The organism is Capnocytophaga sp. oral taxon 380 str. F0488 (assembly GCF_000318255.2).
Taxonomy (GTDB): Bacteria; Bacteroidota; Bacteroidia; order Flavobacteriales; family Flavobacteriaceae; genus Capnocytophaga; species Capnocytophaga ochracea.
Genome location: NZ_KB291242.1, coordinates 40,976 through 60,796, shown reverse-complemented (window position 1 = coordinate 60,796; position 19,821 = coordinate 40,976). Strand labels below are relative to the sequence as shown.

Genomic DNA, 19,821 nt, shown 5'->3' with positions numbered 1-19,821 from the left:
AATCTTGGACGATTGGTATAGGAAAGGTATATAAGTAGTTGATTCATACAGCGATACAACAAGGCTAAAAATGTTAAAAACGGAGTTTCGAGGCGAAAGAAAGAGGAGAGGCAATAGGCCTTAGGCCATAGGCACTAGGGGGAGTGTGACGGAAAATCAAAAGAAACCTCCTCCTAGCCCCCTCGGAGAGAGGGGGAATGTGGCGAGTCATTTATTCGGTAAGCCCCCGAACCCCCGAAGGGGGACAAGTTGGAAAAGGAGACAAACCTCCCTCTTTACACATACTCTGCTTTCGCGGGGTGCATCCCCAGCTATTGCTGGCTACCTCAAAGAGAGGGAATGTAGCGACGGATAAGGGAAGAAATGACGAGTGACCAGGAACGAATGATGAAGGTAATACGGAGAAGATTTCAACTTTGAGAAAGGGCGTAGCACGACAAGCAAATTAGAAACTTTGGCAAAGGCTGTAGCAGGACAGGCGAGTAGAAACTTTGAAAGTGTAAAAGTTTGAGACTTCGATAAATTTTATGCTACTAACTATCAACCTCTTAAAATATTCTTCTAAAAATATTGCGAAAAAATAATTGCTATTTTAAAAAATAGTTGTACTTTTGCACGATATTTTGTAAATAGGCTTTGTGGGGAGACCCCTATGAAGCCCGATAAATTTATTATATTCACCATAAATAATATGGCAAGAGAAAAAAATACAGCTGTTCCTAAATTTGATAAGATTTCGATTGGTTTGGCCTCTCCTGAATCTATCTTAGCCGTTTCACGCGGTGAGGTTACTAAACCTGAAACTATCAACTATCGTACTCACAAACCTGAACGCGACGGGTTGTTTTGTGAGCGTATTTTTGGTCCTGTAAAGGACTATGAATGTGCTTGTGGTAAATACAAACGCATTCGTTATAAAGGCATCGTCTGCGACCGTTGTGGCGTGGAAGTAACCGAGAAAAAAGTACGCCGCGAAAGAGTAGGACATATCAACCTTGTGGTGCCTATCGCTCACATTTGGTATTTCCGCTCATTACCTAACAAAATAGGTTATTTGTTAGGGCTTCCTTCGAAAAAGTTGGATATGATTATCTACTACGAGCGCTATGTAGTTATCCAACCAGGTATTGCCAAAGGACCAGAAGGTGAAGATTTACAATACTTAGACTTTCTTTCAGAAGAAGAATATCTCGCTATTACTGAGAGTCTTCCTGCTGATAACCAATATTTAGAAGATACTGACCCTAATAAGTTTATCGCTAAAATGGGGGCTGAGTGTCTTCTTGAACTCTTAGAACGTTTGGATTTAGACGCTCTTTCTTACGACTTGCGTCACAAAGCTAATAACGAAAGTTCTAAACAACGCAAAACTGAAGCTCTTAAACGCTTACAAGTGGTAGAGGCGTTCCGCGAATCTCAAAGAAACCGCGAGAACAAACCTGAATGGATGATAATGAAGGTGATTCCTGTGATTCCGCCTGAATTGCGCCCGTTGGTACCGCTCGATGGGGGACGTTTTGCGACTTCCGACCTTAACGATCTTTACAGACGTGTGATTATTCGCAATAATCGTTTAAAACGCTTGATGGAAATCAAAGCACCTGATGTGATTTTGCGCAATGAGAAACGTATGCTTCAAGAGTCGGTAGATTCACTTTTCGACAACACACGTAAATCATCAGCTGTAAAAACAGAGTCTAATCGTCCGCTTAAGTCACTTTCTGACTCATTGAAAGGTAAGCAAGGGCGCTTCCGTCAGAACCTCCTCGGTAAACGTGTAGACTATTCAGCACGTTCGGTAATTGTGGTAGGTCCTGAACTCAAAATGTACGAATGTGGTTTGCCAAAGAATATGGCAGCCGAACTCTATAAGCCGTTTGTAATACGTAAGCTCATCGAGCGCGGTATTGTGAAAACGGTGAAATCAGCTAAGAAAATCATTGACAAGAAAGAGCCCGTAGTATGGGATATCTTGGAGAATGTGATCAAAGGTCACCCTGTACTACTGAACCGTGCTCCTACTTTGCACCGTTTGGGTATTCAGGCATTCCAACCTAAGCTCATCGAAGGGAAAGCAATACAGTTGCACCCGCTTGTATGTACAGCGTTCAATGCCGACTTCGACGGTGACCAAATGGCGGTGCACTTGCCATTAGGTCCTGAGGCTATCTTAGAGGCACAACTCTTGATGTTGGCTTCACACAATATCCTCAACCCTGCGAATGGTTCGCCTATTACTGTACCTTCACAAGATATGGTCTTGGGGCTTTACTACATCACCAAAGGTCGTAAGTCTACCCCTGAACATCCTATTAAAGGGGAAGGTTCAGTTTTTTATTCAGCAGAAGAAGTGAATATCGCTTATAACGAAGGAAAGCTCAGCTTAAACGCTTTTATTAAAGTGAAAGTGCGTGACCTCGACGAAAATGGCAATGTGTATTATCCCGTAGTAGAAACTACCACAGGACGTGTACTCTTCAATGAGCTTGTGCCTTTGGAAGTAGGCTACATCAACGAGGTACTTACCAAAAAATCATTGCGTGATATCATCGGTCGTATCCTCAAAGCTACTAGCATTCCTGTAACGGGAGACTTCCTTGACAAAATCAAGAATATGGGATACCGTTTTGCCTTTAAAGGCGGATTGTCGTTCAGTTTAGGGGATATCATCATTCCGCAAGAAAAAGCTGATATGATAGCCGAAGCTAACGGACTCGTAGATGGTATTATGATGAACTATAATATGGGGCTCATCACCAACAACGAACGTTATAATCAGGTGATTGACGTGTGGACATCTACCAATGCGCAACTTACTGAATTGGCGATGAAACGCATCAGTACAGACCAACAAGGGTTCAACTCAGTATATATGATGCTCGACTCGGGAGCGCGTGGTTCTAAGGAGCAAATTCGTCAGCTTACCGGTATGCGTGGTTTGATGGCAAAACCTAAGAAATCGAGCGTAGGGGGTGGTGAAATTATCGAGAACCCTATCTTGTCGAACTTTAAAGAAGGTCTATCTATCCTCGAATACTTTATCTCTACCCACGGTGCCCGTAAAGGTCTTGCCGATACCGCTTTGAAAACAGCCGACGCAGGTTACTTAACTCGTCGTTTGGTAGACGTATCTCAAGACGTGATTATTAATACAGAAGACTGTGGTACCTTGCGTGGGGTGGAAGTACGTGCCCTCAAAAAGAACGAAGAGGTGGTAGAAACCCTCGGTGAACGCGTTTTAGGACGTGTGTCGCTCCACGATGTATACAATCCTCTCACTGAAGAACTTATTGTGGGTGCTGGTGAAGAAATTACTGAAAAAATAGTAGATAAAATAGAAGCCGCTCCTATCGATATGATAGAAGTGCGCTCGGCACTTACCTGTGAAGCTAAACACGGTATCTGTGCAAAATGTTACGGTCGCAACCTTTCTACCGGACGTATGGTACAGAAAGGGGAAGCCGTAGGGGTAGTAGCTGCCCAGTCTATCGGTGAACCAGGTACCCAGCTTACCTTGCGTACCTTCCACGCAGGTGGGGTTGCGGGTAACGTATCAGAAGAAAATAAAACTGAAGCCCGTTTTGACGGTGTACTAGAAATAGAAGACTTACGCGTAGTTCGTGGTAAAGACAACGAACAAAACCCTGTGGACGTAGTAGTGCGTTCATCTGAGCTCCGCGTGCTTGACCCTACTACCAAAATGGTACTTCAAACACACGATATTCCTTATGGAGCGCATATCTTTGTAAAAGACAAAGAAGAGGTGAAAAAAGAAACTTTACTCTTCCAATGGGATCCCTATAATGCGGTAATCATCTCGGAATACTCTGGTAAAATCGCTTACGAAGATATCGAACAGGGAGTTACTTACCAAGTGGAAATAGACGAGCAAACAGGCTTCCAAGAAAAAGTGATTGTAGAATCGCGTAACAAGAAGCTGATTCCTACCTTGCTCATCACTGATAAGAATGGCGAAACGCTCCGCTCTTACAACTTGCCTGTGGGTGCTCACATTATGGTGGACAACAACAGCAAGATTGAAGAAGGTAAGGTGCTTGTGAAAATACCGCGTAGCTCTGCCAAAGCTGGGGATATTACAGGAGGTCTTCCTCGTGTTACCGAGCTCTTCGAAGCACGTAACCCATCGAACCCTGCCATCGTTTCTGAAATTGACGGGGTAGTATCGTTCGGTAAAATTAAACGTGGTAATAAAGAGGTAATCGTTACTTCACGCTCGGGCGAAGAACGCAAATACTTGGTGAAATTATCGAGCCAAATCTTGGTACAAGAAAACGACTTTGTACGTGCAGGTAAACCACTTTCCGACGGCTCTGTAACACCTGATGATATTTTGCGTATTAAAGGACCATCGGCAGTACAACAGTATTTAGTAAACGAAGTACAAGAGGTATATCGCTTGCAAGGGGTGAAAATTAACGATAAACACTTTGAGGTTATCGTCCGCCAGATGATGCGTAAAGTGGAAATCCAAGACCCAGGTGATACTCTTTACCTCGAAGGTCAGTTAGTTCACAAAGACGATTTTATCGAGGAAAACGACCGCTTGTTTGGTAAGAAAGTAGTAGAAGACGCCGGAGACTCCGAAAACTTAAAAGCCGGACAAATAGTGAGCCTGCGTGAATTGCGCGATGAGAACTCACTACTCAAACGCTCCGATAAGAACTTGGTAATCGCTCGCGATGTGATTCCTGCTACTGCTATGCCAGTGCTACAAGGTATCACTCGTGCATCGTTGCAAACCAAATCGTTTATCTCAGCAGCCTCTTTCCAAGAAACTACGAAGGTATTAAATGAAGCAGCGGTAAGTGGTAAGGTAGACTTCCTCGACGGTTTGAAAGAAAATGTAATCGTAGGTCACCGTATACCAGCAGGTACCGGACTTAAAGAATACGAGAAAATCATCGTAGGCTCTAAAGCTGATTTAGAACCCGTAGTAGAAAAGAAAAAATCGAGATAACCAATGGACGAAGTAGAAGAAAAAGAAGGACAGTTGAGCATTGAGCTCGACGACAAGGTTGCCAAGGGAGTATACTCTAACTTAGCAATTATCAACCACTCGTCTACCGAGTTTGTAGTCGATTTTGTGAGCGTAATGCCAGGGATGCCCAAAGGGAAGGTGCGCAGTCGCATTATCCTTACCCCTGAGCACGCCAAACGCCTGCTATTCGCCTTAGATGATAATATCCAGAAGTTTGAACAAGCCAATGGCACTATTACCAATAGCGACGACCGTCACGCCATACCTCTCTTTGGTGTAACCGGACAAGCTTAATTTAATTACAAATAATCATAACTTTGCCAAAGATGTTAACCGCCTGTGTGGTTCACACCTTTGGCATTTTTTTATTACACTTCCTTCAAAAGCCAATTCCTTTTTTAGCTTTTTATCTTTTATCACCCTACTAAACTTACTTTTAATGTCGTTTTTCTTCCCCCTCTATTCCTCTCATACATAGTGCATTATACCCCCTTTCTATACCAATCGTCCAAGATTCGTGTATAAGCTTCCTATAAGCTCTCTATAAGCTAACTCCGCTTCCTATAAGCTCTCTATAAGCTAACCATACACATTCCCCTCTCTTAACTCCTCATTTTTAACTATTTACACCCCCTTTCTATACCAATCGTCCAAGATTCGTATAATCCTTTTCTATACCAATCGTCCAAGATTCTGCTTCCTATAAGCTCTCTATAAGCTAACCATACACATTCCCCTCTCTTAACTCCTCATTTTTAACTATTTACACCCCCTTTCTATACCAATCGTCCAAGATTCGTATAATCTTCCTATAAGCTCTCTATAAGCTCCCCATACCCAAAATACATCTCTACCACCAAAAAAATATATCTTTTTCTTACCTTTTCTTTCTATCAATAAATCAGTGACTTAAGTACTTCTAATACAAAAATATTGATTATTTTTGGTACTATGTATTGCATAATACTTATTTTTGTCGTATCTTTGCCCCGAATTTAAAAACATCAAAACTATGGAAGAATTTAATGTCGAAAAAACAAGAACACAAATGCGCAAAGGCATCTTAGAAATGTGTATTCTTTCCATTATTGACAAAAACAAAGAAGCTTATGTTTCCGACCTGATAGAGGCGCTCAAAACAGCCGATATGATAGTGGTCGAAGGAACGTTATACCCTTTGCTTACCCGATTGAAAAACAGCGGGCTACTTACCTATCAATGGAAAGAATCTACTTCAGGTCCTCCTCGTAAATACTACATCTTAACCGAATCAGGCAGACGCTTCCTAAACGAAACCGTAAAAGCCTGGCGTGATTTACAAACAATGATTGATAAAATTATTTAAATTATGGACAAAATAAAAAACATCAGTTTAGGTGGTTTTTCTTTTATCATCGAAGAGACCGCCTATAATGCCCTCAATAACTATCTCAATGAGGTGCGTAATCATTTGAACCAAAATACCGATAGAGAAGAAATTCTCTACGATGTAGAGCAACGTATGGCTGAACTACTCAAAGTTCGTCTTAAAGAGCGCGAAGTAGTAATCGGTCAAGACGTGCAATATCTTATAGAAGTATTAGGTCGTCCCGAACAATACGTTGAGAGTGAAGAACCCTCTTCTGCTGAAACCAAATTTACCTTTTCTTCTTTGAAAGGGCGAAAGCTATACCGCGATATCGATGATAAGAAAATCGGTGGCGTACTCTCAGGCATAGCCCATTACCTTCAATACGACGTTACTTGGGTACGCATTTTCTTTCTATTAGTCTTACTGGTGAATATCTTCATTCTTCACTTTTTTACCTCTGCTCTGTTACTCTTGTATATTGCGTTTTGGGCTGTGGTACCTCCCGCACGCACAGCCGCTCAGAAGTTAGAAATGAAAGGTGAAGCCGTAACCATCGATACCCTTTCCAACTTTTCTTTTACGAGCAAAGAAACCCTAAAACCTCAAAGGAATGGCTTCCCTATCTTACTGAAAGTAATACTCTACTTTATTGCGATTCTATTACTATTGCCATTGCTTATATCCTTAATAGCCGTAGTGCTCTCCTTATTTGGCATAACCGTATTTGGAAGCATTAGTCTGCTTGCCCTTAACGATTTTCTTCCCTTTATAGTGACGGCAACTTGGCAACACACTTTGTTGTACTTTTCAGCAGTATTATTGCTCTTGTTTCCTGTTTCAGTGATTTTACTGCTTTGCTTCAAACTTTTTGTAAAGGATTTTCATACACCCAAAAGCTGGATAGTGTTCAATGTGTTGAGCTTAACCGTAGGTATCATAGGAGGTTTCACAGTCTTAGGAACTGTTTTAAGAGACTTTACCTCCGAAACCGTTATACAAGAAAAAATACCCGTTGTTACCACTTCCGATACTTTGGTAGTACATCGTAACTATACTCACAAGATGAGTCTTATGGGTATCAAAAACGATAGCCTTGTGGTTGCCGATTGTAATTTCAATGTTAATGAATTACCCGAAGACGCACAGCCCTATATTGAAGTCTCTACCCATTCAAGAGGCAGGAATATAGGTCAAGCCGAACAGTATACTAAAAATATCCATTATACCTTACAAGTGAAAGATAACCAAATCACTATCCCTGAAACCTATCAAATAGCAAAAGGAGATTTCTATCGCGCACAACGCCTGCAAATCACTCTATTTGTACCCAAAGGGAAGGAAGTAAAAAGAGATTAATGTAATTTTTTTGTCATTCGTAATTTGTAATTCGCAATTATTTCGTACTTTTGCACGGTTTTTGTTATAAGATGAAAATCTATAGAATTTAAATACGTAATTAACTAATAGAATGAAAAAATCATTTATCTGGGTTGCCTTAGCAACTTTCCTATTTGTGGGCTGTCGGGCTACTAAAGTTAGTGCCGATATGGACAAAGCTCCCGCAACATCTTCAGCTCAGAAAACTTACAATGATGCTACCCTCAAAGGGTGGCCTCACGAAGGGTTTAAACAAAACTTCCCTGGACTGAACTTGCAAGAAGCCTATGCCTTACTCAAAGGTCTTACCCCTAAAAAAGTAATCGTAGGAGTGGTAGATTCTGGTGTAGATATCAACCACGAAGACCTTAAAAACGTAGTGTGGGTAAACACTAAAGAAATTCCTGACAACGGAATTGACGACGACAAAAACGGTTATGTAGACGACGTACACGGCTGGAACTTCCTCGGTAATATCGCGCAAGAAAATACCGAGATGACTCGTATTTACAAAACTAAGGATAAGAAAAATCCTGATTATGCCAATGCTAAAAAAGAATTCGATAAAGAAACTGCCGAAACTAAAAAACGCAAAGGCTATTATGAGCAACTTATCCAAATAACTGAATTTGCCGATAACAACTTGCGTAAAATCACAGGTAAAGAAGTGTATACCGCCAAAGACATCGATGCTGCTACCAAAGGCAAAACTTTCGATGCTCCCACTACCGAGATGATTCAGTTTATGAAACAGCTATTAGCAGATGTCTCTAATTCTGGTGATATCAAAAAAGAACTCAACGACGCTATCGAGTATTTCGATACAAAACTGAAATATCACCTCAACCCCGATTTTTCACCTCGTAAAACTATCTTAAAAGATAATGAAAACGACTTTACCAAAAAGTATTACGGCAATAATAACGTAATAGGTCCCAATACCAAAGATGCCTTACACGGCACACACGTGGCAGGTATCATTGGTGCTGAACGCAATAACGGAATCGGTATGAATGGGGTTGCCGATAATGTACTCATTATGGCAGTACGCGCTGTCCCCGATGGTGATGAGTACGACAAAGATGTCGCTCTTGCTTTGCGCTATGCAGTAGATAACGGAGCCAAAGTGATAAACACTAGCTTTGGTAAAGCTTTCTCTCCTCACAAAGAATGGGTGTATGACGCTATCAAATACGCAGCTTCTAAAGATGTTCTTATCGTAAACGCTGCGGGTAACGACTCTCAAGATATCGACGTGAAAGATACTTATCCTAACGACGAAGTAAACAAGAAAGAAATCTCTGATAACTTCCTTACCGTAGGGGCTTTGAACTATGAATATAATAAGAATTTAGTAGCCTCTTTCTCAAACTATGGTAAACGCAATGTCGATGTATTTGCCCCTGGGGTAAAAATCTATTCTACTACTCCTGAGAATAAATACGAGTTCTTGCAAGGAACCTCAATGGCTTCTCCCGAAGTAGCCGGAGTTGCAGCCTTGTTGCGTTCTTACTTCCCAAGTCTCAGTGCAGCCGAAGTGAAGAAAATCATTATGGAGTCTGGTGTAAAAGTAGATATGAAAGTACTCGTAGGTGAAGATGATGATGAAGGTAAAAAACGCAAAGAAATAAACTTCGCCGACCTTTCTACTACAGGTACTATTGTAAATGCTAAAAATGCAGTAATCTTAGCCGCTAAAATTACTAAAACAAAACTTAGCAAATAGAAATTTATATAATACAATGAAAAGCCGTATGAGAAATTCTCATACGGCTTTTTCCATATTTGTTTCTTATTCATATAAGTCATTAGCATTTAAAATGCCTGTCGTGCTACGACTGATACGACTGCTACGACTTATTTATGAGCGTTGTAAAGCTCAGCAACTTTCGCCCAATTAATCACGTTAAAAAACGCCTCAATATAATCAGGACGACGGTTCTGATAGTGCAAGTAATAAGCGTGTTCCCACACATCTAATCCCAAGATAGGAAAACCACCGCAACCTGTGTTAGGCATTAGCGGGTTATCTTGGTTTGTAGTAGAGCAAATCTCAAGCTTACCTCCTTTGTGTACACAAAGCCACGCCCAACCAGAGCCAAAACGAGTAGCCGCAGCCTTGCTAAAAGCTTCTTTAAAAGCTTCAAAACTTCCAAAAGCCTCTTCAATTGCCTTAGCCAATTCTCCCGTAGGTTTACCTCCGCCATTAGGACTCATCACTTCCCAGAAAAGATTGTGATTGTAAAAACCACCAGCATTATTGCGAAGAGCAGCATTGTTCATATCAAGTGAGGTAAGAATTTCCTCAATAGTTTTGCCTTCTACCCCTGCTGGAGCCAAAGCCGTATTCAGGTTCGTAGTATAAGCGTTGTGGTGCTTAGTATAGTGTATTTCCATTGTACGCGCATCGATGTAAGGTTCAAGCGCATTGTAAGCATACGGTAATTTAGGTAATGTAAACATAGTATTTTCTTTTTAAATTTTTAGCAAAAGTACTATAAAAGTTAATTGGCTGAGATACTTTAATGATAGATTTTCTTTATATAGGTATAATTATATTTTGGAAAGTATAATTATTTTCATACCTTTGCAAGGTATTTTTCTTTTACAAAAACCCACTACCCTATAATTATGAAACATTGTATCTTTTTTCTCCTTTATAGCTTTATTTTCGCTACTTATGCCCAAAAACCTAACGTCATCATCATTGTAGCCGATGATTTAGGCTATGGCGACCTAAGTTGCTATGGCGAAAAGACAATTCATACCCCGCAGGTAGCCTCACTCGCCAAACAAGGAATGGTCTTTACGAACGTACATTCCACCGCTGCCACTTGCACACCTTCGCGCTATTCACTCTTCACGGGCTTGTACAATTGGCGACGCAATGACACTGGTATTGCTCCTGGTGATGCTGCTATGGTCATTCGTCCTGAGCAAACCACCATTGCCGATGTGTTCAAAGCAGCAGGCTATACTACTGGCGCTATTGGCAAATGGCACTTGGGCTTAGGAGGCGAACGCGGTAAACAGGATTGGAACGGCTTTATCACCCCTGGACCTTCCGATATAGGCTTCGAATATTCCTGCATAATGGCTGCCACAGCCGACCGTGTACCTTGCGTGTGGATAGAAAACCAACGCGTAGCCAATTACGACCCCTCAGCACCCATCGAAGTGAGTTATAGCCTGCCTTTTGAAGGTGAACCTACGGGTAAGAACAACCCCGAACTGCTCACTAAGCTCAAACCTTCCTTACACCACGGTCACGACCAAGCCATAGTGAACGGCATTTCGCGTATCGGCTATATGAAAGGGGGTGGCAAAGCACTCTGGACGGACGAACATCTCGCCGATACCATTGTAGCCAAAACGGTAAAATACATCGAAAATCACAAATCTCAATCTTTCTTTCTCTATGTGGGTACTAATGATATACACGTACCTCGCTATCCCAATCCGCGTTTTGTAGGCAAAAGCGGTATGGGTTACCGCGGTGATGTAATTCTCCAATTCGACTGGACAGTGGGTGAAATCGTAAAAGCCCTCAAAGCTAATAAGCTATACGATAATACGCTCATCATTATCACCAGCGACAACGGTCCTGTGATAGACGATGGTTATCAAGATCAAGCCGAAGAGCTCTTAGGCAGACATCGTCCGTGGGGAGCTTTTCACAACCACGGAGGAAAGTACAGCAATTACGAAGCAGGTACGCGTGTACCCTTTATCGTACGCTATCCTAAGATAGTGAAAAAAGGTACTTCCGACGCTTTGCTTTCACATATCGACCTCTTTGCCTCTTTGAGTAAATTTATTGGTGCTGAGATACCCGCAGGAGCAGCCACCGATAGCGAAGATTACCTCAAAGCCTTCTTAGGCAAGGACAAGAAAGGTCGCCCTTATGTAATAGCCTCTGGGGGAGCGCTCTCCATCACCGATGGTCGTTGGAAATATGTAGTCCCCAGCGACAACCCCTCTTATCAACCCCTCACTCGCACACATCTGGGCAACTATCCTGAGCCCCGATTGTACGACCTCAAAGAAGACATAATGGAGCTCTACAATGTAGCAAAAGACCATCCCGAAGAGCTCATCAGACTCAAAACAATGCTCGACAATATTAAAAACAGAAAATAGTGCTTTAACAATCAATAATAAAATTCGCTTCAAAAAAGTAGATACTTTTTTGGAGCGATGTAATATCAATACTTTTTCTTTTATTCTCCCTTCTATTTCCGCTTTTCTTTCGTTTATTCTTCATCTGCCCGTGTAGCTCGCTCCGTCTTTTGTTCGTTCTTTAGTCATTGTAGAGCCACTGTAGACCCACTGTAGAGCCACTCATCATTCGCCTTACCTTTGTCTTTCTATCGCTACATACTTTGCCAAAGTTGAAATCCCCTCCGCATTATCTTCGTCATCATCATTCGTCATCATCATTCGTCATCATCATTCGTCACTCGTCACTCGTCACTCGTCACTCGTCATTCGTCATTCATCATCTCTTTCTTTTACCTTTTACCTTTTATCTTTCACCTAAATCCCATTTTTTGTCATTTGCTAATTATTTTCTATTTTTGCACTTTAAACAACATCTGTTCCGATGGAAGACAATACACCTCAAAACACTACTCCACAAGGAGATAGCATCATTAAAGTCACAGGTATGTACCAAGATTGGTTCTTGGATTACGCTTCGTACGTAATCCTCGAACGCGCTGTACCAGCAATCGAAGATGGCTTTAAGCCCGTACAACGCCGTATTATGCACTCGCTTAAAGAATTAGACGATGGTCGCTACAACAAGGTGGCTAACGTCGTGGGGAATACAATGCAGTATCACCCTCACGGCGATGCGAGTATAGGCGATGCTATTGTACAAATCGGTCAGAAGGACTTGCTCATCGATACGCAAGGTAACTGGGGAAATATCCTCACAGGTGATGATGCAGCAGCGCCTCGTTATATCGAGGCACGCCTTTCTAAGTTTGCCCTCGATGTGGTCTTTAGTCCTAAGGTAACCGAATGGCAATCCAGCTATGACGGTCGTAAGAAAGAGCCTATCAGCTTGCCAGTGAAGTTTCCGCTCCTCTTGGCACAAGGTACCGAGGGGATAGCGGTGGGGCTTTCTACCAAGATATTACCTCACAACTTCATCGAGCTTATCGAGGCTTCCATTGCTTACCTCAAAAATAAACCTTTTGAATTATACCCCGATTTCCCTACTGCGGGTATTATGGACGTAAGTGGCTATAACGATGGGGCAAGAGGCGGACGTGTGCGGGTGCGTGCTAAGATTTCGCAACTCGACAAGAGTACGCTTTGCATCACCGAAATTCCGTTTACTACCACCACTACCTCGCTCATCGACTCTATACTAAAAGCCAACGAAAAAGGCAAGATAAAAATCAAAAAGGTAGACGATAACACAGCTGCCAATGTAGAGATATTGGTGCACTTGCCCAACGGCACGTCGCCCGATAAGACTATCGATGCGCTCTACGCTTTCACTGCTTGCGAAACGGCAATTTCGCCCATTACCTGTGTGATTGAGGACAACAAACCGCATTTTCTCACCGTTTCAGAAGTGTTGCGTCGCAGTACCGACCGCACAGTAAGTCTGCTCAAACAAGAGCTCGAAATTGAACTTTCTGAACTCGAAATGCAATGGCACAGTGCCTCGCTCGAAAAGATTTTCATCAGAGAAGAGATGTATATCGACTTCAAGAACTACACCGATAGAGAAAGTTTGTACGAGTACTTGTATCAGCGTTTTGAACCTTTCAAAAAAGATTTGATCCGTGAGATTACCGATGACGATTTGGCTAAACTCACTCAAATACCAATGATTCGTATCACCCGCTTCGATTCTTATAAGGCTGATGAAAATATCCTCAAAATTGAAGCTGATATCGAGGAAGTGAAAAACCACCTCGCAAACCTTATCGACTATGCGATTGCCCATTTCGAACGCCTTAAAAAGACTTATGGTAAGGGGCGCGAACGGAAAACCGAAATTCGTGTGTTCGACACCATCGAGGCAACCAAAGTAGTGGTGCGCAATACCAAACTCTATGTAAACAAAGCCGAAGGTTTTGTGGGTACAGGCTTGCGCAAAGATGAGTATGTAGGTGATTGCAGTGATATCGACGATGTGATTGTATTTACCGAAAGCGGTGCGATGTACGTTACCAAAGTATCCGATAAACAATATATAGAGAAAAACATCATACACGTAGCGGTCTTTAAGAAAGACGATAAGCGCACCGTGTATAATATGATTTATAAGGACGGACAAACAGGCTTCTCTTATATCAAGCGCTTCAACGTTACGGGTATTACCCGCGATAAGAAGTACGAGCTCATTCCGCAACACAAAGAGTCGCGTGTGCTCTATTTTACAGCCAACCCTAATGGTGAAGCCGAAGTGGTAACCGTGAACTTACGTCAGTTAGGCACTTTGCGCAAACTGCGATGGGATATCGATTTTGCCGATACCCTCATCAAAGGGCGTGGCGTGAAAGGAAACCTCGTGAGCAAATACGCTATCAAGCGCATCGAGCTAAAAGAAAAAGGCGTATCAACCCTCAAACCGCGCAAGATATGGTTCGACGATATTGTAAAACGCCTCAACACCGAAGAACGCGGTACGCTACTGGGGGCTTTCAAAGGCGATGACCGTATGCTTCTCATTACCAAAGAGGGCGTCGTGAAGACCATTATCCCCGAATTGAGTCTGCATTTCGAGAACAATATCGCCGTAATGGAGAAATGGGTGCCCGAGAAACCTATTTCGGTGATTTACTACGATGGCGAGAAAGAACGCGTATTTGTAAAACGTTTTGTGGTAGAGAACGAAAATCGCGAAGAGTTAGTCATTACCGAACATCCTAAATCGCAATTGCTCTTCGTCTCTGCCGATTGGCGACCTATGGCTGAGGTAGTCTTCACCAAAGAAAAAGGCAAGGAGAAAGAGAACCTCATTGTGAATTTAGAAGAGTTCATCAGTGTAAAAGGCATCAAAGCCTTGGGCAACCAGCTCACTACCGACAAGGTGAAAACTATCAACACCCTTGAATCTCTCCCCTACGAAGAACCTCAAGAAGAGGAACCCGTAGAAGACCTCGGTGATGAAGAAATTGTCCCTCCTTCCTGTGAAAATGATAGTGACGGCACCCAAACAGAATTAGAATTCTGAGATAACGATGAATAATCAAGTCGCTTTTGCATCGCTACACTTTGCCAAAGTTTTTAATTGCTCGTCGTGCTACGACCTTTGGCAAAGTTGATTGAGCAGTATGTCCGAAGTTTTAAAAAACAAACCTTATGAAAAACTATATCACACTCTTTGTCATATTGTTGTTGGGTAGGAATGTAGCGGTGGCACAAGAGAGCAAAGAAGCTGTGCTCCACCGGCTCAACCAAACCATTGAGCAGAGTGCCACTTATATACAAGCCAAAGAACAGCGTATTACTTCTTTGAAAAAGGCTCTTAAAAAAGCCTCTCAACCAACAGAAAAATACGACCTGCACAAACAATTGTATACCGAATACCGAAAATTTAAGGTCGATTCGGCAGTAGCCTATTTGCTGAAAAACGAACAAATAGCAATAGCTTTAAACGATGCTGAAAAGGAAGACGAAACCCATATTTTACTTTCTAAACTCTACTCGGTAAAAGGAATGTACATAGAAGCGTTGCAACTGCTAAAAGCTATCGATAAACACCGATTACCCAAGAAATCTCTGTGTGAATATTACGATTCGTGTTATGCCTTGTGCAGTCATTATGGGCAAAGCATCAATAATAGCGCTTATTTGAGTGCCTCCAACCGCTACCGCGATTCCTTATTATTGTGCATAGATAAACAGTCGCTTACTTTTAAAGTAAACAGTGCTATCGATGAGTTCTTTACAGGAGACAAGAACCGCGCTATGCAACAGTTTCAGCAACTATTGCCTCAAACTACCGAAGAGGAACCTGAACGTGCTATAATAGCTTATTATTTAGGTCTTGTAGAACGAGAAAAAGGAAATGACGACCTTCAAGAATACTATTTTGCCCTTTCTGCTATCGCCGACATCAAAAATGCAATCAAAGATAACGCATCCTTGCAGAGCTTAGCGCTTACTTACTACAAACGAGGGAATATAAGCAAAGCCTATCAGTTTATCAAAATGGCAATAGATGATGCTGCCTTCTGCAATGTGCGACACCGCGCCGAAGAAGGTGCCTCTTTCTATTCCATCATCAACACCGCCTATCAAGAGAAAGAAGCCAAACAAAAGAAAGAATTACAACTGTATTTGGTACTCATCAGCGTATTATCAGTAGCCCTGATTATCGCTTTGGTATATGTGTACAAACAAGTAAAGCGATTGATAAAGATACGTAAAGAACTCTCTTACAGTAATCAGCAACTCGAAAAACTCAATACTGACCTACAACAGATGAACCAAAACCTCGAGGAGGCAAACCTCAACCTCGAGGAGGCAAACCTTATTAAAGAAGAGTATATTGCTCATTTCTTCAACCTCTGTTCTGCTTATATCGATAAGATTGAAAACTACCGAAAACTACTCTACAAAAAGGCTTCTAAACATCAGTTTGACGACCTTACCAAGGTGCTAAAATCTACCTCCGTAGTAGAACAAGAATTAGAGGTACTTTACAAAAATTTCGATACCATCTTCCTCAATATATATCCACATTTCGTAACTCACTTCAATGCTCTTTTAGAGGAAGGAGAGCAAATCTTACCTAAAAAAGGTGAACTACTGAATACCGAATTGCGTATCTTTGCCCTCATTCGTTTAGGTATCACCGATAGTAATAAGATAGCCGAATTCTTGCGCTATTCTCTTCGTACAGTGTACAACTATCGCACCAAAGTACGGAATAAAGCGAAAGGAGAACGCGATACTTTCGAAGAAAAAGTGAAGAAAATACGTAATTAATAGGTGAAATTTCAGTACTTTTTTAAGCTTTTTTCACAATTCAATTAGCTAATATTCAATTCGATATTTTTTGAAAGCAGTACTTTTCTAATACCCGATTGCGCACAAGTGTTTTTTTGCTGTACTTTTGGAGCGACTAAACAAACGTAATGTTTTTATTTTATGAAAGTACTCAAAGAACATTTAATGCTAATGATGGTACTGTTAGTAGGCTTTGTAGGTTTTGCCCAAGCACAATACAGCAGAGTAACAGGTACCGTAACCGATGACAAAGGAACACCTCTTCCTGGTGTTTCTGTAGTAATAAAAGGTACTACCAAAGGCGTAGCTACTGATTTCGACGGTAAGTATACACTTACTGACGTAGCTCGAGGAGCTGTTTTAGAGTTTTCTTCTGTAGGCTACAAAACCCTCGATTTAAAAGTAACAGGTGAACAGCTCAATGTCAAACTTTCTGAAGTTGCCCAAGACCTCGATGAGATAGTAGTAGTGGGCTATGGTACTCAAAAACGTGGTGATGTAACCACTGCTATCACCTCAGTAAAGACCCAAGACCTCGACCAACGTCCTGTAACCTCAGCTGCACAGGCTATTCAAGGGCGTGCTGCGGGTATCCAAGTAGTACAACCTAATGGTGCTCCAGGCGCAGGCTTGGCTGTGCGCATTCGTGGGAATACTTCTATCAGCGCTTCTAACGACCCTCTATATGTAGTAGATGGTATCCCTGTGCAGGACATCAGTGGGATTGCCCCTACCGATATTGAGAGTATGCAAGTACTTAAAGACGCTTCCTCAGCAGCTATCTACGGTTCACGTGCTGCTAATGGCGTAGTGCTTATCACTACCAAACACGGAAAACGTAACGAGCCTAAAGTATCTGTTAATACTTATGTGGGTATCTCGCAAGTAGCCAAACGCATAGAATCCTTAAATACGGCTCAATACAAGGAACTGATGGACGAAACAGGTGCCGTTACTCTTCCTTCAGGTCTTACCGACAAAACCGATTGGTTCGACGAGACCTTCCGCAAGAGTATTATCCGCAATACACAGCTTTCTTTCTCAAATGCAACTGAAAATACCAAGTATTACATTTCAGCAGGTAACTCTAAAGATGAAGGGGTTATTCGCTCTTCTTTCTTCGAGCGTTATAATGTGCGCCTCAACTTAGAAACCAAAATGCGCAAATGGCTCACTTTTGAAACCAATCTATCCTATTCCGATTACTCGTCTAATGGTATTATTACCGGTACAGGTTCTAACCGTGCTGGGGTAGTGCTTTCGGTAATCAATACGCCTAAATACGCCCCTATATGGAGCGATAAACCCGGTGAAGAAGGTTGGTATTACTACAATTTCTATGGAGCAAACCTCACTCACCCTGTAGAGAATATCTCTCGTAATGCCGACAATACCTCTAAGAGCAATCGCTTGGTAGGAAGTATATCGGCTATTGTAACTTTCTTGCCGAGCTTGAAGTTCAAATCTACAGTAGGTATCGACCGTTTAGGACGCACTCAAACTCATTGGACTGACCCTAAACTCACCGAATATGGACGTAAGATCTTCGGTACTGCCGACGATATCCGTACTAACAACACCGTGATGACTTACGACAATTTGCTTACCTTCGATAAGAGTTTCGGCAAGCACAACCTTTCTGCTTTGGCAGGTACTTCAGGAACGGTATCTAAATGGAACGAAAGCTATTTATATGCCTCTCACTTCCTTACACCCGACATCAAAACCCTCAACGCTGCCAATAAAATAGAACAAGGTAGTGGTTCGAGTGCTGCCGAATGGGCGATTATGTCGTATTTAGGTCGTATTTCTTATAACTATGATAGCAAATACCTTCTCACAGCTAATTTCCGCGCCGATGGTTCTTCAAAATTAGCACCTGGAAAACGCTGGGGGTACTTCCCTTCTGTATCCGTCGGTTGGCGTATCTCACAAGAAAACTTCTTGAAGAATGTAGAATGGCTTAGCGAACTCAAATTGCGCGGTGGCTGGGGACAAACAGGTAACCAAGCGGGTATATCCGATTATGGCTACTTACAACGCTTTTCTATCACTCGTCAAAACTGGTGGGAGGCAGGCAAAGGTGATGCAATGGTAACTTTGCGCCCTAATTCATTCTCTAACCCTAACCTCACTTGGGAAACCACCACTCAAAGCAATATAGGGCTTGACCTTTCGCTTTTCAAAAATCGTATCTCTTTAGCGGTAGACGCTTACCTTAAAAAGACTACCGATTTATTGATGGATGTGCCTCTTCCTGCTACTTCACCAGTACCTTCTATATATCGCAATGAGGGCGAAATGACCAATAAAGGGTTAGAGTTCTCTGTGGATAGCCGTAACCTTACAGGTAATTTTGAATGGAATACAAACTTCAATATCTCGTTCAACCGCAATGAGCTAACTAAACTTACCCTTCAAAAAGTATATTACTACGCCAGCACTTCCGAAGCTATTACTGAACAAGTGGTACGTATTACCGAAGGGCAGCCTTTGGGCAAGTTCTGGGGATTTATAAGTGAAGGAGTAGACCCTCAAACAGGTAATATCAAATACAAAGACCTCAATGGTGATGGTAAAATCTCAGTGTCCGATAAAACTTATATAGGCGACCCTAACCCCGATTTTACCTTTGGGCTTACCAATGACTTCTCCTATAAAAACTTCACTCTGAGCGTATTTCTACAAGGTTCTTATGGTAATGATATCTACAACGCTTCTCGTATAGAAACTGAAGGTATGTACGATGGTAAAAACCAATCAACTGCCGTGCTCAACCGTTGGAGAAAACCTGGTGATATTACCGACATTCCTCGTGCTGTAAGAAGTGCCGATAACATCAAAGCCTCTTCGCGATGGGTAGAAGATGGTTCGTATTTGCGTCTCAAAACGCTTACTCTGGCTTATAACCTTTCCAATGAGGAATTGTTGAAATATGGTATTCGCAAGATACAACCTTATTTCACAGCTCAAAACCTTTGGACACTCACTAACTACAAAGGATTTGACCCCGAAGTAAACCAAGGACTTTCAGGTCCTACGATGGGTATTGATTGGGGTACTTATCCTCAAACCAAAACTTTTATCTTTGGCTTAAACATTGATTTTTAATACC

Annotated in this window: 11 protein-coding genes; 10 read left to right on the top strand and 1 reads right to left on the bottom strand. The window is 42.0% G+C overall.

Annotated elements, in window-relative coordinates; all coding sequences use genetic code 11:
* Positions 1-197: 197 nt before the first annotated feature.
* The 6 genes from HMPREF9078_RS12255 (at position 198) to HMPREF9078_RS11055 (ending at position 9,453) form a co-directional block, all read left to right on the top strand.
* Positions 198-374 (top strand): phosphinothricin acetyltransferase, encoded by a 177-nt coding sequence (locus HMPREF9078_RS12255; protein WP_083477099.1) that lies wholly within the window; start codon positions 198-200, stop codon positions 372-374.
* Positions 375-691: 317 nt separating this feature from the next.
* The gene (gene rpoC, locus HMPREF9078_RS11075; RefSeq protein WP_034543617.1) at positions 692-4,978 is read left to right on the top strand and encodes a DNA-directed RNA polymerase subunit beta'; all 4,287 of its coding nucleotides are present in this window, start codon (positions 692-694) and stop codon (positions 4,976-4,978) included.
* A 3-nt stretch (positions 4,979-4,981) separates the two neighbouring features.
* Positions 4,982-5,293: a DUF3467 domain-containing protein gene (locus HMPREF9078_RS11070; RefSeq protein ID WP_009418481.1), complete on the top strand. Its 312-nt coding sequence runs from the start codon at positions 4,982-4,984 to the stop codon at positions 5,291-5,293.
* A 718-nt stretch (positions 5,294-6,011) separates the two neighbouring features.
* Positions 6,012-6,344, top strand: coding sequence for a PadR family transcriptional regulator (locus HMPREF9078_RS11065; protein WP_002673691.1), 333 nt, complete (start codon positions 6,012-6,014; stop codon positions 6,342-6,344).
* Between the two features lie 3 nt (positions 6,345-6,347).
* Positions 6,348-7,706, top strand: a complete 1,359-nt coding sequence (locus tag HMPREF9078_RS11060) for a PspC domain-containing protein (protein WP_009420751.1) — start codon at positions 6,348-6,350, stop codon at positions 7,704-7,706.
* A 112-nt stretch (positions 7,707-7,818) separates the two neighbouring features.
* A complete protein-coding gene (locus HMPREF9078_RS11055) occupies positions 7,819-9,453 on the top strand; it encodes a S8 family peptidase (protein ID WP_009420750.1) in 1,635 nt (544 codons plus the stop codon).
* Positions 9,454-9,584: 131 nt separating this feature from the next.
* Here the strand turns inward: HMPREF9078_RS11055 and HMPREF9078_RS11050 are convergent, their stop codons facing one another.
* The gene (locus tag HMPREF9078_RS11050; RefSeq protein ID WP_009420749.1) at positions 9,585-10,190 is read right to left on the bottom strand and encodes a superoxide dismutase; all 606 of its coding nucleotides are present in this window, start codon (positions 10,188-10,190) and stop codon (positions 9,585-9,587) included.
* Between the two features lie 168 nt (positions 10,191-10,358).
* On the opposite strand from HMPREF9078_RS11050, the gene HMPREF9078_RS11045 reads away from it, so the two are divergent.
* The 4 genes from HMPREF9078_RS11045 (at position 10,359) to HMPREF9078_RS11030 (ending at position 19,817) form a co-directional block, all read left to right on the top strand.
* Positions 10,359-11,867, top strand: coding sequence for a sulfatase-like hydrolase/transferase (locus tag HMPREF9078_RS11045; protein ID WP_009420748.1), 1,509 nt, complete (start codon positions 10,359-10,361; stop codon positions 11,865-11,867).
* Positions 11,868-12,330: 463 nt separating this feature from the next.
* Positions 12,331-14,925: a DNA gyrase/topoisomerase IV subunit A gene (locus tag HMPREF9078_RS11040; RefSeq protein ID WP_009420747.1), complete on the top strand. Its 2,595-nt coding sequence runs from the start codon at positions 12,331-12,333 to the stop codon at positions 14,923-14,925.
* A 128-nt stretch (positions 14,926-15,053) separates the two neighbouring features.
* Positions 15,054-16,685, top strand: coding sequence for a DUF6377 domain-containing protein (locus tag HMPREF9078_RS11035; protein WP_009420746.1), 1,632 nt, complete (start codon positions 15,054-15,056; stop codon positions 16,683-16,685).
* A gap of 162 nt (positions 16,686-16,847) precedes the next feature.
* The gene (locus tag HMPREF9078_RS11030) at positions 16,848-19,817 is read left to right on the top strand and encodes a TonB-dependent receptor (RefSeq protein WP_009420745.1); all 2,970 of its coding nucleotides are present in this window, start codon (positions 16,848-16,850) and stop codon (positions 19,815-19,817) included.
* The last annotated feature ends 4 nt before the right edge of the window (positions 19,818-19,821 follow it).

Bases quoted from the DNA above. Each gene is read 5' to 3' on its own strand.
- HMPREF9078_RS12255 (WP_083477099.1), top strand. From the start codon at position 198: ATGTGGCGAGTCATTTATTCGGTAAGCCCCCGAACCCCCGAAGGGGGA.
- rpoC (WP_034543617.1), top strand. From the start codon at position 692: ATGGCAAGAGAAAAAAATACAGCTGTTCCTAAATTTGATAAGATTTCG.
- HMPREF9078_RS11070 (WP_009418481.1), top strand. From the start codon at position 4,982: ATGGACGAAGTAGAAGAAAAAGAAGGACAGTTGAGCATTGAGCTCGAC.
- HMPREF9078_RS11065 (WP_002673691.1), top strand. From the start codon at position 6,012: ATGGAAGAATTTAATGTCGAAAAAACAAGAACACAAATGCGCAAAGGC.
- HMPREF9078_RS11060 (WP_009420751.1), top strand. From the start codon at position 6,348: ATGGACAAAATAAAAAACATCAGTTTAGGTGGTTTTTCTTTTATCATC.
- HMPREF9078_RS11055 (WP_009420750.1), top strand. From the start codon at position 7,819: ATGAAAAAATCATTTATCTGGGTTGCCTTAGCAACTTTCCTATTTGTG.
- HMPREF9078_RS11050 (WP_009420749.1), bottom strand. From the start codon at position 10,190: ATGTTTACATTACCTAAATTACCGTATGCTTACAATGCGCTTGAACCT.
- HMPREF9078_RS11045 (WP_009420748.1), top strand. From the start codon at position 10,359: ATGAAACATTGTATCTTTTTTCTCCTTTATAGCTTTATTTTCGCTACT.
- HMPREF9078_RS11040 (WP_009420747.1), top strand. From the start codon at position 12,331: ATGGAAGACAATACACCTCAAAACACTACTCCACAAGGAGATAGCATC.
- HMPREF9078_RS11035 (WP_009420746.1), top strand. From the start codon at position 15,054: ATGAAAAACTATATCACACTCTTTGTCATATTGTTGTTGGGTAGGAAT.
- HMPREF9078_RS11030 (WP_009420745.1), top strand. From the start codon at position 16,848: ATGAAAGTACTCAAAGAACATTTAATGCTAATGATGGTACTGTTAGTA.